The 15,309-nt window shown below is 39.8% G+C and carries 13 protein-coding genes; all 13 read right to left on the bottom strand.

Annotated features, from left to right (window positions below; genetic code table 11):
• Window positions 1–38: 38 nt before the first annotated feature.
• The 13 genes from LVD15_RS02795 to LVD15_RS02855 all read right to left on the bottom strand — a co-directional run bounded on the left by LVD15_RS02795 (window position 39) and on the right by LVD15_RS02855 (window position 15,308).
• A complete protein-coding gene (locus LVD15_RS02795) occupies window positions 39–2,057 on the bottom strand; it encodes an nSTAND1 domain-containing NTPase (RefSeq protein ID WP_233778768.1) in 2,019 nt (672 codons plus the stop codon).
• Window positions 2,044–4,764 carry a baseplate wedge protein gene (locus LVD15_RS02800; RefSeq protein ID WP_233778769.1) on the bottom strand — a complete coding sequence of 907 codons (2,721 nt, stop codon included), beginning with the start codon at window positions 4,762–4,764 and terminating at the stop codon, window positions 2,044–2,046. The genes LVD15_RS02795 and LVD15_RS02800 overlap by 14 nt, the downstream gene beginning before the upstream one ends.
• 14 nt (window positions 4,765–4,778) lie before the next feature.
• On the bottom strand, window positions 4,779–5,528 hold the full coding sequence (locus LVD15_RS02805) for an adhesin (protein ID WP_233778770.1): 750 nt from the start codon (window positions 5,526–5,528) through the stop codon (window positions 4,779–4,781).
• Window positions 5,529–5,547: 19 nt separating this feature from the next.
• Window positions 5,548–6,384, bottom strand: a complete 837-nt coding sequence (locus tag LVD15_RS02810) for a baseplate J/gp47 family protein (protein ID WP_233778771.1) — start codon at window positions 6,382–6,384, stop codon at window positions 5,548–5,550.
• Window positions 6,369–9,332, bottom strand: a complete 2,964-nt coding sequence (locus LVD15_RS02815) for a baseplate J/gp47 family protein (RefSeq protein WP_233778772.1) — start codon at window positions 9,330–9,332, stop codon at window positions 6,369–6,371. Before LVD15_RS02815 ends, LVD15_RS02810 begins: the two co-directional genes overlap by 16 nt.
• Window positions 9,333–9,339: 7 nt before the next feature.
• Window positions 9,340–9,759 (bottom strand): GPW/gp25 family protein, encoded by a 420-nt coding sequence (locus LVD15_RS02820; protein ID WP_233778773.1) that lies wholly within the window; start codon window positions 9,757–9,759, stop codon window positions 9,340–9,342.
• Window positions 9,760–9,762: 3 nt separating this feature from the next.
• Complete coding sequence (locus LVD15_RS02825; RefSeq protein WP_233778774.1) at window positions 9,763–10,062, bottom strand: PAAR domain-containing protein; 300 nt, start codon at window positions 10,060–10,062, stop codon at window positions 9,763–9,765.
• Window positions 10,063–10,082: 20 nt separating this feature from the next.
• On the bottom strand, window positions 10,083–11,879 hold the full coding sequence (vgrG, locus tag LVD15_RS02830; protein WP_233778775.1) for a type VI secretion system tip protein VgrG: 1,797 nt from the start codon (window positions 11,877–11,879) through the stop codon (window positions 10,083–10,085).
• Window positions 11,857–12,549 (bottom strand): CIS tube protein, encoded by a 693-nt coding sequence (locus tag LVD15_RS02835; protein WP_233778776.1) that lies wholly within the window; start codon window positions 12,547–12,549, stop codon window positions 11,857–11,859. The genes vgrG and LVD15_RS02835 overlap by 23 nt, the downstream gene beginning before the upstream one ends.
• Before the next feature lie 3 nt (window positions 12,550–12,552).
• Complete coding sequence (locus LVD15_RS02840; protein ID WP_233778777.1) at window positions 12,553–12,729, bottom strand: DUF5908 family protein; 177 nt, start codon at window positions 12,727–12,729, stop codon at window positions 12,553–12,555.
• Between the two features lie 6 nt (window positions 12,730–12,735).
• Complete coding sequence (locus LVD15_RS02845; RefSeq protein WP_233778778.1) at window positions 12,736–13,236, bottom strand: phage tail protein; 501 nt, start codon at window positions 13,234–13,236, stop codon at window positions 12,736–12,738.
• Window positions 13,237–13,311: 75 nt separating this feature from the next.
• Complete coding sequence (locus tag LVD15_RS02850; RefSeq protein WP_233778779.1) at window positions 13,312–13,764, bottom strand: phage tail protein; 453 nt, start codon at window positions 13,762–13,764, stop codon at window positions 13,312–13,314.
• 50 nt (window positions 13,765–13,814) lie between these two features.
• Window positions 13,815–15,308: a phage tail sheath family protein gene (locus LVD15_RS02855; RefSeq protein ID WP_233778780.1), complete on the bottom strand. Its 1,494-nt coding sequence runs from the start codon at window positions 15,306–15,308 to the stop codon at window positions 13,815–13,817.
• Window position 15,309 lies beyond the last annotated feature (1 nt).

Consider the following 15,309-nt stretch of genomic DNA (forward strand, 5'->3'; position numbering starts at 1 on the left):
TTGACAAGATCCGAGGCTGAACCGTAGAAGCACCTAACTCAATTTTTTTGAAGCCCATCACATTTACTATTCACAGAGGTTAACTTATTCCATTGTTCATCATTGCAATGGGCTTTTAGGGTTTGACAAAAATGGTCTATAATATACCTTGCGCTGTCTATTGAGCCATCATTCGGGCTAAGACCCTTCCAGTTTAAAGCCCAACTTCTCAGCGTATTTTGTATATTCAGAATCTCTAGCTTAATCCCCCTTTTACATAAAGAATCAGTTTCTATCAGCACTTCTGTATAAGTATAAATATCTTCCAGTGTTTTACTATCTTGCTTTCTAAGATCCCAAACCCGATATCTTACCTCATCAATATGGGCTGAGTCAAGGTCTTGCAAAGCATCAATGTATAAGGCTCTGATGGAATCAAGATCCTGCACCACCGCTAGCTTCACTTTTTCTGATCTCATCTTTTCCTTTTCACTCATCGCCCATGTAGCTAAAATCAAAGAAAGAATACTGGCAATAATAAGTACCCAGCGAAATTGCTTATCCTTCCTTACTTTTTGCTGGTGGCGGAGCTTCTCTGTATGTAGAATGTGTTGGTAGTTCTGTTCACTATCCAATAAATAGTCTATGGCTCCATTGAAATGATTAGAATAATACTGCGCCCAGGCTTCATTAGGGTCTTCTTGGTTGTACCAATCTAAGGCGATCTTCAATTCAGGATTCTGATAAAAGCCTCTTTTCTCTTGTCGGTATAAAAGTAAAGCACTCACCAACCGCAGAAATATCTCCGAGTTATCATCCTCAGCATTCACCCAATCATTTAATCTTGGCCATGCTAATATCAGCTCTTTGTTCCTTAGTGTGATTTTTGAATTTCTATTAACATATAAAAAACCTTCTTCTAATAGGCTATCAAGTGAATCTAGTCTCTCCTTGATGTCATAAGTCTCTATTACTTCTATCAGTTCTATCTGGTCAACACCAAATTTATTCACCACATCCACTACCTGTTGCTCGGAGCATTCAGCTATTTCGCTGATAGTTGATATTAGTACAGCATTAATGTTTCCTGTTTTGTCCTTACGGGTAATAACTTTAAACAGGATACTACAAATACGTTTTTGTTCGGGGTTGAACTTATCAAACAATTGCTCCGCCTTTCTCTCAATAGCTTGGGAAATCCTACCTGCTCTTTTGTAATGCTGAAGACCTACCTCCTGATACTCGCCCCCTTCATCTCTCCAGATATCTACCATTGATTTCAATACGTATTGCAACTGATAGTTATTGGCCTCAAACTTTTGATATTCCTGTAAAACCACTTCAATTAACTCTCTTTCAAACCTAATTCTCGCGCTATTAAAACCATGAGCTATTACTTTTTTGAGCTGTGTGGGATCCATTTTAGGAATCAGGTATTGACTATCATTGATCATCTCTGGCAAACCAGGATAACGAGAAGTGCTGCTTAAGTAATCAGAAGAAAGGGCTATGACCAGGTAGACAGGATAGTTGCTCCTCCTTATAAATCTCAAAATAAGGTTGATGAATAGTAAAATATCCTCTTTCTGATCATATAGATCTTCATTAGCTAAAATATCTTCAAAGTCATTAATGAATACTAGCAGGTTATGCTCTTCTTTTAGCGAGTAGGTTTCAAATACATTTAAAAGCCCTTGCACTCCTTCCCTAAGCATATCCTCAATATGGCTGGTGAAATTGGGTTCTATTTTACCGCCTTCTAAAAACACCTTTGAGTTTGCCAATACTAAAGCCAGATTACGTAAAGGGTTGGTACCCGGCCTGAAGCTAACATACTCCCACTGGCTCCCTACCATACCTGCAAAACCTGCTTCTAACACCGGTATAATAGCACAGTTTAGCAAAGACTCCTTTCCTCCCCCGGCCTCTCCCACCAATGTTATAAACTGGTTAGACCGTAACCTGCTGAGAATATCATCTGTACGATAGCCGTAAGAATAATAATAATCCTTTTCTGCCACGGAGTATGCCCTTAAGCCCGGAAACGGGTTTGTTATTTCATCTTTAAGGTTGGTCATCTTCAGGTTGGATTAAAATTTTAATTAATCGGTCAGAAAGCCCATTCAATTTTTTCCAATCAAATTCGGGGCGTGCCCTTTCTTCGAGCCATTCCTTTTGTATTTGCTCAAAAGTTTTCATCTGTGCTATATCAAACCAATGCATATCTACTTTTAAATGGGCAGGCACATTTTGCCTTAAGGCATTCATCAGAAGCAACCTAAACTCTTCATTTTGAAACCGAGCCACCCAAGCAGGCAAAATAATGCTCATGCGTCCGTTATAAAATAGCCGATTTACCGTTCGCTTTTCTGACTTCACTCCGGTCAATACCACTTTCTTCTGAAAGGAATTACTATCCTTTTCCAAGGCTTTAAAATAGGCTATCAGGCTGTCTATTTTAGTGGCCACGCTCTCTTCTGACTGCAGCTTAAATGCATAGCGAGCAATATCACCCCGATCTCCATCTTTAAGAATAATAGTGTGCCCACCTGATCTTAACTGAGCTCGTTTATAGTTTGATTTAATGGTTCCTGCTATTAAAGCATCAGCAGCAAAACTTCTCTGCCTTCCATATTCAAAAGATTCTAAACTATTGAAAATCACCGCATCATTAGCATCTAAAAGCTGGAATTGAAATTCATCAGTACCATAAGGACGCAGGAGAACATGCTCTACCACATGAAAGCCCTCACTCTTATTATTGATCTCAGTGAAATACTTAATAAGCTTATTTATTGTTTTCTTAGCCTTATCTACATCATTAGCCTCAAAAACCTTAATCGGCATTTCATTTTTGTGAGTATAAAACAATACCATATACTTGCCGCTGGCCTGTACCAGATGATAATTAGCCTTGTTAACTCCTTTAGAAAATAGATACTCAAAAGTTTTTCGATCTTTCACCAGAAAGGTCACTTTTTCACTTTGACTGTGCCTGTAATTAATTGTTTGTCCGTTATCAGTGGTGAGCTCCTGCTCTTCTACAGTGCGGCTACCAGGATCATAGACATCTATTTTTATATCAGAAAAGTGCTTTATCAGCGAGTGCTGTCTGTGATCTTTAATATTGAGCTCATAGCTTACCTTTTTCCGAAAAACAGGTACATTATCCTGATCTATAGAATCCTTTAGATAATTAAAGGCCTTTGATCTGTTTCTGCTCAGATGCACATAATCCTTCAAATAATCTGCCTTTAAAACTACTATTTCTTCCGCCACCTTCTCTTGTGGCAAGTCTCCAAACAAGCTTTTCACCTTACCATTCATACCGTTGGAAAAGCGCTCTCCAAAACGGGCCAGCAGGTGATCTAAGATCCTATTTTTTCTATTAAGGAAGTGATCAAATTCAGCCAGGAGAGATTGTAAGGCTTCGTCAGTAGGGTCTGTTAATACTTCTGAGAGATCAGGAAACTCAATAGGGAGCTTGGCATAATAGGTTTGGCTGCTTATGTCATTAATAGAAAACAATTCCTTTATATGCTGCAATTGTGCCAAATGATTCGCCATTACCTGATCAAATAGTAAGAGAAATCCTTTTAACTGCCTGGCCTTAGCTTTTCTTTCTTCACGAGCATCTTCAGGTAAACCATAGCGACCTACTCCATACATTGCTGGCAGCGTGTTCTGCACAGACGGAAAGCTAGCAATCTCTTTCAGCTTGAACTTAGAGACGACCTTATCAAATTGCCATTTTAATTTTTGCTTAAAGGCACTTTTATGTTGATCTAATTTTACTTCAAAAAGATGTTTGGTTATTGATGCATCAAAATCATAGGCAATCCCTCCTTTGGTCATATCTATATTACTTAGAAGATCTACATGGAGCTGAGGGAAATGGCCTGCTTTCACTTTTAAGACATTCCCATATACCTTCACATCATCCTGATAAACAATTAAGTTTTGTAGGCTTCGAACACCTGGTACTGTAGATATAATTTCACTGATTTTTGACACATAGAATTCATCATTTTTATGAGGTAGCTCTTCCTTTTGAATAAAACCATGCTCAAAAGAAGGAGTGTCAAAAATGTTCTCCTCAGCCATACCTTTTCTGAGCAACTCCTCATAAACATGAAAATGTACTACAGGATTCAAATAGGCATCGAGCAAAAAGAGTAATTGAGACAACACTTCTTCGCCGACGGCATCAGACCGGATATCTATATTGGCACTAATTTTAATATGCTGAGGCAACAGAATGCTCACCTCATTAAGGTCTTCTCCAAGGTTACGATTTGCTGCAAATAGTGCCTTTACCCGAGCTTTCACCTGATCATATTCTGATTCAGGAGTTTCATTAAACACCTGAGCAGTAACATTATACAAACCGGATATACCCAGTTTATCTTCATCTACCGGATCTATCCATACATTATTAACCTCACTAACCTGATCCATTATAAGTATGCGATAATCTGCAAGAGTCAGGGCACTGCAAGGGAATATTTCATTTGGAGGATAGAGCGCATTAGAATCAGAAACAGGCTTGTAATCATCATCATAAAAAAGCAGCTTTTCTATGCTGATATTAGTTCGATAGGCCACATCCGTTAGCGCATAACATATCTGCTCCAGCAGCGTAACACCAGGATCATGCTCATTATAGTCTGTCCAAATGCTACCCGAAAGCTGCTGAAGATATTCTATTCCTTCCCTTCTTAAGGCCTGAAAGTCCATGCTTCTGGGCAGGTCAGGATTTCGCGCTATAGAATCGGGTTTTTGCAAGGTATAATAAAGGTTTATTGCTTATTGAATAATTGGTCATCCCACAGGCTACAGACATGAAAAGAGATATAAAACGGCTTATCTCCATTCATACCATAATGGCTACTGGTGCGCATCTCCAGCCTGTAATTATCTGGTGTGCCTCTCCATCTAAATTTAAGCCGGTTCCAAAAGCTGCCATACCATGATTGTGTTACCTTCACTTTACTGGAAGAGGTTCCAAATGCACTTACAGCAATAGCGTGAGCCATAGCATACTTTCCTCGGCCCTTGCCTGCTGCTACTTTAGCTACTATTTCAAAGGCATTACAATCTGTGAGATTTTCTATGGCCGCGTGCCAGTTTCCATCAGCAGGCACAGCATTTATTTTAGAGTAAGAACCCACCCTAACCTGTGTACGGCTGGTGCCTTTTACATCTAACTTAGCCTTGGGGAACAGCGTACCTACTCCAATTCGCCCATTTTTCTGAAAAAACAGTCGATGCTTATTGACTCCCTCTCCTATACTTAAGCCCTTGACCTCTTCTATAGGATTAATCACAAACTGCCAATCAGCCTCTTTATCTCTCACATTTTCATAAAAACTCATCACCTTCTTACTACCTCCCAGAGGTGATAGCTGCAGGCCATCTTCAATGCTTTTGGCAAAGCCGTCATCAATCTTATTAATGGTAGAGTCTATGAGGTCAGAAAAATGCACCTCAGTAGGATTGGCTCCATTTTTAAAGAAATTTTTTAGAGTAGTTCGATTATAGATTGGCATAACCTTAGTCTTTTAATATTCAGATATCAATTTCTACGATGAAGTAGTCTGCATCATCACCCTTGTCTTTATCAGAAGTGGGCATATCCCACTTTTCTTCAGGGCTCTCTGTAATTACAAAATCACCTCCCAGCCGCATGCTCTCAATGGCTGCCTTCTCTGGTACTTCATGAATAGTTTTTTCTATTATATTAATTTGATGCTTCTCCATAGGCACTAAAATGCTCCAGGGAGTACTTGGGCGCAGCAAGCCCGGTCCGTCCATAGAATCAGAAATAGAGTACTCCTCCCTACTATGATGCACCACCACTACCGATAGTTTAGTTATGAAAGTGACATATTCTCTAGATTCAAGAAATGTAAGGACTTCTTCATGCTTTACAGAACCCCAAAACTGAATGCCGGCAGAGGTCCGGTAAAACCAGGGACATAAAAATTGCTGTAGTTCCTCGTGCAGCCTGGTTATGTATTCACCCTTTTTACTGTTATCATTAAATTTGAGATTACAATTAATCTTCACCCGTTCATACACGGGATTCATTACTTTAACACTCACAAAATGAGAGGCATGCGATAAAACAAAGCCCCTTATTTCTCCTAAGGTCTTAAAATCTATTTTAGGTAAATAAAAAGCTCTGTTTCGGTCAATATCTGGCACTACCACTATCACTACTTCCCCTCCTTTTACTTCTTCAAAACCATCTGCCGGGGTTATACAAACTACTCTTTTCACCATAGGAAAATGAGATAAAATGAGATGTTCATAGTCCCAAGGAGTAACCAACCTGTTTTTATGCCGCAACCGCTCACTTACGCGAGCATAAAACCTATCTTCAGTTTCTACAGGAACCCCCAAAAAGAAGGAGCCACCTGTAATACGGCTCCAATTTCTGATCTTGCAGTAAGTAGACCTTCAATAGTGCCAGCTGGAATATTAGCGGTCCACTGGGCACCTTGCTTATGCGGCTGCCATGAAGCTGATATGGTCTGAGTATAAACCCCTTTGGTCTTGGGCAAGAGATCTACATTACCTTTGGCAGAAGCACATATCCAATGTTTGCCATAAGGCAAAATGCTGTTAGTATCAGTAATATCATCTGGTATCGATAGTTTTATAATACCTGAAGAGGTGAAGTCATTGGTACTATCAAAGATGATATCGCTTTTCTCAAAATCAATCCATTGATCATTAGCCAGGTACTTCCAGTGTAGTGTCGGCAGCTCAGCTCCCCAGTCATTCCCCTTACGCTGCTCCAGCAAGAAATAAATAGTTAAAACTTCCGGAGGGTTCAGTTTAGACAAGCCCATAAAAAGGTAGCCGTTATCATCAAACTGTGGCAAAAGATAATGATCATAAGGAATGCTGTTTTTAAAGACTACTCTGGTTCCAAAAGGATTAAGATGATAGAATTTTTCATCTGCCTCAGGATCACTTCTTCGGGTAGCTGTTTTTTTAAAGAAAATCTTGCTGGATGCCTTATAACCCATATAAATGGTGCGCAACTGTGGAGCAAATGGCACGTTTGGTAAATCCAATGGTTCCTTATTAGATGGCTTGGATTTTTCTACTACCTCATTAGCAAACAGGCCCGGATATAGATCTTGTCCAAAGCCCATTTCAGGAGAAACCAGTTCCAACTTCAGGTAGCCAGCCCGGGTTGTATTATCATAGTCTGGTAACTCATCCATATTATAATCAGTGCTAATCTGCAAAGCATCAATATCTACCTGACTGATTACATTTTTATCTATAAGCCGGGTTTGCCTGACCTGGCCTTCCATTACCTCAGCTTCTTCAAAAAGCGTGTAATATTGTAAACGGTCTTTTGATTTGGGAAAAAACTCATATCCTGATAAGGCTCTTAATGATACCTTAAAAGAATCATTAGTGATATTCTGATTATACTTCCGATAATATTCTTTAAATCCACCTTCTTTACGAGGTAAATTATGCCATTCCAGATCTATAGTGAGATCTTTTAAATCCTTTTTAAACACCTCATCATAACCAATAAGCATGAACGAACCCACTACAGGAGTGGTACCAAAAGGATAGAAAGGACTGCTTATATCCAATTTACCCAAATTATTAAACACTTGCAGGCCTTTGATATGCTCAACCTCCACCTTAATATCACACTCTTCAATAATGAGATCTCTGAGATAAGAATAAGCATACATGGCTCTCTTGGTACTTAAAAGCACTTTTAACACAGGCCACTTAGAATCAAAATACCCATAATCAGGATGCTCTAATGGCAGACCTGTTATAGCAGGATCAGCCATACCCAGCTCCAAGTCAAATGAGATTATACCGCTGGTCCAGCCTTTATCGGGCACAATTCTATAATCATCAATTTCATACCAGCCATCAGCCTTAGACAAGTAGATTTCAAAGGAATTAGAAAATACCTTTTGAAAGGCGCTCTCCGCACTTATCTTTTCGTCAGATGAAAAATCTTCAAGAAAAGACACCATGGGAGACATGGATTTCAGGTTAAACTTAAAGTCAACTTTAATTTTTCGATACCCCTCTTTCAAAAGCAGGACTGGAGAGGAAACAGCATAACCTACTTCAGAACTATGCATGCTTCTTTTGTCTTGCTTCAGCGTAAATTGCTCTTCTCCTAAAGTCGGAAAAGGAACCGGAGATTGACCTTCTATCAGCGGCACTTCTGCCTGATAGATGTTAGAAATAAGCTTATACTTATCTCCTTCGGCAATAATTGGTTGCTTAGACAAAAACAAAACTCGTAAGTCCGATACAATGGCCTTATTTATAACCAGATCATCATCTGCTTTATAAAGGTAATTATAGCCCTCTTCATCCTGCCCAGCGGTAAATAAGGTACCCTTTTCTAAATAAAATCCTTCTATATGATCTGATAAAGCAAAAGTCAGATGCACCTGATCTGGCGCTGACATATGAAGCTTCTGCTTGAGTTTATCAAAATAATAGTAATCCAGATGCTTTTTGAGTATGGAGTTAATATCTCCTTTTACATGATCAAAAAGCCTTAAAAAAGCTATTACCAGGGCATTTTGTGGTGCATGATCATTTTCTGATAGCGACTGATCTAAGATTTTGGGAGCCAGATTAACTATATAGGTAATGACCCGTAAAAAATCTTTAAACAGAAAAGTAAGCTGCTTGGCTAAGTAACTATACTTTTCTCGTTCGCTTTCACCTTCTAAGCCATATTCATCATCATCCTGATCACCCCAGATTTTATCTAGTCCGGACATGCCATGCATATAACTTCCGGCTAGCTCATTATCATTAGTGAAATGATGAAAAGCATGAGCCATAGCCTGAAAACGCTTGTACTTACTACCTAATCTATAAGTAATAGCATTCCTCACAATATCTGCCAGCTCATTATTGCCTTCTCCAAGATTATATTCATTAGAAATGCCATACCACTCATTAACCATCTCTATGAGCTTCCAAACTTCTTCATAAAGATCTCTGAGATACAACCTGGATTTCTCACTATCTACCTCATTTTCAAAACTATATAGCGTCTCATTGAAGTGAATATCTATTTTTTCAACATCAATGATTACAATCCTGGCTAGCAAAAAGGTAATATCACTGGCTAAAAAAGGCTGCCAGTTGCCGTCTTCCTTATTTTTAAGGTTATAGAATTTAATAGCTCCTGCATATTTATACAAAAGCGCCAGATAGTCTGCCAGCTCACGCTCATCTATTTTTACCTGTTCATGGTGCAATAGTGTATTAAGCCTGTCAGTCTGAGAGGTTCCATTTGCATGCGATAATATGTTCCTGAGTTTATCATTCATCACCTCATTACATGCCGGTTACATTAGTACCTTCTTTAAGGTAGAAAGGATACACAATATTAGTTCTCACGTTAATTTTTCTGATGGTATATTCTAAAGTGATATTCACTACACCTTCTAAAGTTTCTACCACATCTACCAACACCTGATGCAGCGTTACTCTGGGTTCATAATTAAGCACGGCTGTTCGTACAGCATCTTTCATTCTGTTTTCTGCCAGGCTATCCATGGTATCAAAAACAGAAGAGTGCAGGCCACAGCCGAATTTTGGTTTCATAATCCGCTCTCCCGGGATAGTAGATAATATTATAAAAAGGCTTTGTTTAATATCTTCCTCTTCTTCAATCATCACACTTCGCTTGAGCTTCTTATCAAACGCCGGAGGGAATGCCCATCCTCTACCTAAAAATGAATTATCAGCACCCATTGCCTACCCTCCTATCATTACTGTAGGGCAGCCAAGTACTATTTGCCCTCCATGTGCCGTGGTATCGCCCATTCGGGCAGCAGGTTTACCTCCAATCATTACCGTAGCCGATCCTTTGATAATAGTGTCTGGCGGCCCTACGCATACACAGTTATCGCCCATTACGGCTGCTGGCATCCCTCCTATGAGCACGGTAGGCACTCCCGGACCAATTACAGGACCTCCCACATGCGGTATAGGTGGCAACCCTGGTGTTTGCATCGGACATGTGTGCATATCTGTTAATCTCGCTGCTAGTGGCATAAGTTTTTATTTTTTGGGTTTTAGTTGATCATAACCATGGCTCCTTTCACCTCTACCTGCCCGGAAGCCTTAAGCGCTGCCTGAGCTGATCCTTCAGCAGAAAGAGCCATATTGGCCTTTATATTTACATTGTTTCCTGTTACTGAAGCATCTCCTGTGGCTTTTACAGTGACATTAGATGTGGCCTCAGCACTCAAGCTGCCTGAAGCAGATATTTTGATATCTTTCGGGCTATTTATCACTATTCCTGAATCAGACATTTCAATTTTATTGCTATTCTGATCCTGCATGGTAATAGATTTAGCATCATCACTAAGAGTTATCTTATTACCGCCAGGAGTTTCTACAGTAATTACCTTTTTATCTTCATCAAAAGTGAGTTTCATTTCGCTTTTGGTAACTATCCCTTTGGTTTTGTTCTCGCTATCGGGTGTATAAGGAGGCTTCAATTTTTTCCCGTACATTGATCCTAATATTATGGGAAATCGTGGATCGTCATTAAGAAAGCCTAATATTACTTCATCATTTACCTCTGGGTAGAAATAGTTTCCTATGCCGTCTGAAGCATAAAAACCAGACAGCCTGGCCCATACACCATCCCCACTTTCTTCTATTATCGGCACATTTACCAATACCCTAAATTCACCATCCGGATCCTGATCTATCTGCTTTACTACGCCTATCTGCAGGCCAGAAATTCCAGGCAGAAGGCCGGCCGTAAGTGGGGTCTCTATCTTACGGGTTTCCGCATACCATTGATCATCCAGCCCAAAGCCAATTTTAGTGACCCAAGCGCCTTTTTCTAAGGTATGTTCTACTTTAGAAACATAGGCCTTTCCATTAAACCTTGCGCCAAAACCATCTAAGGATATCAATACATTGGGCTTAACCGTAGCATTTCCTGGAATAGTAACGTAGCCTTTAACCTTAGCTAAGCGTGATTTTTGCAAACGAGCATTAGCCCAGTCTTTCAGTACGGCAGCCTCTTCAGGTGCTGTAGTGCTCATGGTGAAAGATGATAACCCTACCACGCCTGACAGCTTTTTACCGGTAAGGTTACTCTGCTCATTTACAGTAGGCTCTACAGATTGGCTTTTCACTATTTTCTGAGTGGTACTATCCCAGCTCAGGCATTCCACAGAGGCCAGCTGAGAGGTGGCTTCCAAATCGGCCTGAAAATCGATAACATCTACACCAAAGGTGAGGTCGAGAACAGTAGACCCGCTTAGTTCAGGTGCTCCTATTTTTAAATTACCATCATCACAAATAGCTAAAAAACCATTGACCTCGGCTCTTGAAAGCACAAAATCCCAATCGGTACTATTATATTGAATGATTTTTTTATGCACATTATTAGTGCTGCTCACCGTCTTGGTAATACCACTATCTCCTAGGATGGAAGTAATAATATCGCTATCCTTTTTATCTTTGAAATTTCGACTATTTCGGCCTATAGTCAGTTTTACCGCTTCATCAGAACACCTCACGGTAAGCATAGATCTTGTGCCTGACATGGAACTTCTGACCTTAATATTTTGAGAAACTATGATCCCTTTAAAAGCAGTGGTTTCATCAGAGTGATAGCCAAGATCTACCTCAATAGTGCTCCCGGGAACAAAATCATTAGATTCGCTAATCTCAAAGGTCTGGTCATTGGGGCTGCCATCAAGAATGACGATCTCAGCGATATTTATCTTGTTCACCTCCTTTTCAATAAAAATGCTTACTACTTCATAGTAATCTTTTATAGCCTGGCCATCTACAAGTACTTTAAAAGTGGGAAGATCTGTTTTACTATTTAGAGGAGATGTTGCCATAAGATAAAGGAGGAAAAATAATTTTTTGTCCGGGGTTTAAACAACTTAAATTGATAATATCATTATACTCAGCCACTTGCAGATAGTACTTACTATCTCCATAAATTTTGTAGCAGAGCAAGGGCAGGTTATCTCCCGCCACTACAGTATGCACATGTGTAAGGTCAGGAGAGCTGGTATTATTTATTTTAGCCTGTGTTTCTGCATCAATAAATTGCTCAAATTCTGCTGACAATTTCGCTCTTACCGGAGTACCATCAGGTTTAAATAGCAGGTAGTCCACTTCTAAAGACTTCATGACACAAGGAAATACCAGTACAGAATCCCACCTCACTTTCAGGTAGTTTTTACGATGTATTTTTCCATTGATTTCCAACCCCAGCTTTCTTAGCTTCTCTATACTTTCATGTACATCAGTACAGCCAGGGACTATTCCGGTAGCATCCAGATAAAAATCAAAGGTTAATACTTCAAGCTTTTCAGAATCATTGCCAGGAGCTACTTCTCCATTACTGAGCACATTCTTCTTTTCATATGTTTTTTGAGGAACAGAAATATCATATTTTTCAGGATTCATTTGAAGGCTAAAGTCACCCGCACTGCTGGTAAAATCAGGCTGTTCATAAGCCTCTATAACCATTTTTACCCGTTTCCCGCTATTCGCCGCCATGCTTTACCGTCTTTCCTTTCTTATTAAATAGTCTTCCATCTTATCAAGGCACTCTTTTATAATATCTTCTTTGAGCAGCTCTATATCCAACGGTACTGCTTTTGAGCGCGATGCGGGAGCCGAACCAGCACCTTCCTCAAACTTGGCCTGAATTACAAATTCATTTATTTTTAAAGGCATCTTCTATCAATTGATAATTTTAAAATCCTCAAACACCAGGGTGATTGTCTCTACAACTATAGCTGCATCTCCCGTGGCGGTGGAATTAAACCCGCCTATCTCCATTTTTTTAGGATGTGCACCGCTAAACAGCCAGGTAAAAACCGGCTTACCGGTTTGGTTAAGAAGCTTAACATAGATGTTTTTTTTAACCATTGGGGAGGAATAGTCATTACTAAAAAAGCTCATACACCATTTAGAAAGGTCAGTATTTGCCTTTAATAAGCCTCTTTTCAAAACCAGATCAGAATACTTAGCCCTACCGGGAAGTTCATATACCGCTCCGTTTTCTCCTCCTTCTTTTACGGTAATGCCATCAGTGATCTCCATGGTTATACCTGATACTTCACTGAATTTAGAGTCTACCTGATTGGTAATTCCTTCAAAACTTACAGAAAAATAAAACCCTACTAAAGGGTAATAGGGAGGCTTTCCCCACTGACCTACATTTGTTTTTTTCTTAGCCAAGGTTATAGCTCTTTAATAAAAAAAATTGTGTTCATCAGACTATCCAATGAACACATGTTGTTCGGTTATTTGTGCTTAAGGAGTACTAATGGTTAATCCTTCATGAGCTAAAACAAGCGTTTCAATAGCGGCATCGCTGCTGGTAGAGTTAAGGTCTGTTCCTTGCACCTGCTTAGGAAAAGCATTGGCCAGCGTCCATACAATTTCAGAATCGCCAGACTCATTGAGCAACATAATAGTAACCGTTTTTCTTTCAATGGTATTGAGTTTTATCTCATTGAACCATTCAAAAAACTGAACGTCAGTAGTGAAGATCCCTTTCTTCAAGGTTACATCGCTAGATTTCTTTAAACCAGGCATTTTTATGGTCGAAAAATCGGGGCTATCACCATGCCTGTACTCATATACATCTGTTTCTATATCCAGGCCAGATACTTCCTGAAAAGAGGCTGCAATACCGCCATCTACCTCTACTTTGAAGTAAAACTTAGGTAATGGCCATACGTTATCTTGACTTTCTCCTGCCATTGTATTTTAGGTTTAATATGTTAATGTTTTAAATTTCTAATTAATAAAGGTTATGATTTTTGCATTTGCTGTTGGAAGGTGATGACAATAAACTCAGCAGGTCTTGTTACAGCCAGTTTCACTGTTATTCTCATAATTCCATCGAGCACATCAGTAGGAGTCATGGTTACCCCAAGGCCAACATCTACACTAAAAGCATCTTCTGGAGTAGAGCCGGCCAATGCACCTCTTTTCCACTGATCAGTAAGGAAATTGGTCATCATGCCTTTCACCGTTACCCAGGTATTCACCACGTTGGGTTTAAAAACATAAGCCTCTGAAGCCGCCTTGAGCGATTGTTCTATCATGATTACTGTTCTTCTCACTGACAGGTATCTCCAATCCTGACTGTTACCGTCAAGCGTTCTTGCGCCCCAAACCAGCACCCCTTTACCAGGGAAACTTCTGATAGCGTTTATGGCTTTTCCGTTTAGAGGAAGGTTTAAATCTTCTTGAATAGTATGGGTAATATTTACGGTTGGTTTTATTACAGAACCAATAGAAACATTAGCGGGAGATTGGAATACGCCTACTGAACTATCTACCATAGAAAGTACACCAGCCATACCTACACTTGGAGGCAAAATATTGGTTTGAGACCTTACTTCAGCCATAATAGCTTTATATAGCGGACTTACTGCGCTCAGCGTTTGGTGCAGAGAGGTTACGTCAGCATCATCACTAGAAAGTTGTTCTATTTCTGCTTTTATTAATTCAGCTCTCTTTTCTTTTATGGCTTCGTTAGCCACCATATCGTCCACTTCCTTATTTAACACTGCGGCCAGGCCATCAGCATTACTAATATTGGTATAGTTAATTTCATCAGCAGAAACTATGGTAGTACTTAACCAGGGATAGTAGGCCGCCCCCCATTGCAGGAAGTTAATACCAATACCTTCACGAAACTTGGTGATTACATCATCATCAGCCATGGTTCGCTCCTTATGTCCTCCATAAATATCTAGCAGAGCTACACGACTTTTCATTTCAAAGCCACAGTGCTGCAACATATCTTGCTGTAAAGAATAGCAGTCTGCCTCCTCTAGCAGCACGGCATCAGGTATTACCAACATGGTAGGCTCCGGCTCTTTAAGCAAAGTACGTATGCCACCTTCATTATCCACATCATTTAGCTCTGATGCTTTAACACCTGAAGAATAATCTCCTACCGACACGATATAGCAGGTAGAACCACCATTGGCAAAAAAGAGCCTTAGACAATTGTAAAGATTATATTTTGTGTCAGGATTAACCGTAAGATTAAACTGAGCCTCATCATCCTCCGCCACTTCATACGTGATTTTAGGACCTCTACCAAAAAACTGATGGTACTCCCCTAATGAAGTGATGCGTGTAGGCACATTTTTTATAGACTTATTGTCTCTCACTGCCTTTTCTGTATAACCTACAAAAGCAGGAACTGCCGTAGCCACTGCTACTGCCGAACTAGGGAAGGCACTTTTCTCCTCAATATACACTCCCGGGGTAGCCAATACTTGAGTCATA

It is taken from the genome of Fulvivirga maritima (genome assembly GCF_021389955.1).
Lineage (GTDB): Bacteria > Bacteroidota > Bacteroidia > Cytophagales > Cyclobacteriaceae > Fulvivirga > Fulvivirga maritima.

Excerpts from the sequence above, each read along its gene's own strand:
- LVD15_RS02835 (WP_233778776.1), bottom strand. The coding sequence starts at position 12,549 with ATGGCGGCGAATAGCGGGAAACGGGTAAAAATGGTTATAGAGGCTTAT.
- LVD15_RS02795 (WP_233778768.1), bottom strand. The coding sequence starts at position 2,057 with ATGACCAACCTTAAAGATGAAATAACAAACCCGTTTCCGGGCTTAAGG.
- LVD15_RS02815 (WP_233778772.1), bottom strand. The coding sequence starts at position 9,332 with ATGAATGATAAACTCAGGAACATATTATCGCATGCAAATGGAACCTCT.
- LVD15_RS02850 (WP_233778779.1), bottom strand. The coding sequence starts at position 13,764 with ATGGCAGGAGAAAGTCAAGATAACGTATGGCCATTACCTAAGTTTTAC.
- LVD15_RS02820 (WP_233778773.1), bottom strand. The coding sequence starts at position 9,759 with ATGGGTGCTGATAATTCATTTTTAGGTAGAGGATGGGCATTCCCTCCG.
- LVD15_RS02825 (WP_233778774.1), bottom strand. The coding sequence starts at position 10,062 with ATGCCACTAGCAGCGAGATTAACAGATATGCACACATGTCCGATGCAA.
- LVD15_RS02855 (WP_233778780.1), bottom strand. The coding sequence starts at position 15,308 with ATGACTCAAGTATTGGCTACCCCGGGAGTGTATATTGAGGAGAAAAGT.
- LVD15_RS02805 (WP_233778770.1), bottom strand. The coding sequence starts at position 5,528 with ATGCCAATCTATAATCGAACTACTCTAAAAAATTTCTTTAAAAATGGA.
- vgrG (WP_233778775.1), bottom strand. The coding sequence starts at position 11,879 with ATGGCAACATCTCCTCTAAATAGTAAAACAGATCTTCCCACTTTTAAA.
- LVD15_RS02840 (WP_233778777.1), bottom strand. The coding sequence starts at position 12,729 with ATGCCTTTAAAAATAAATGAATTTGTAATTCAGGCCAAGTTTGAGGAA.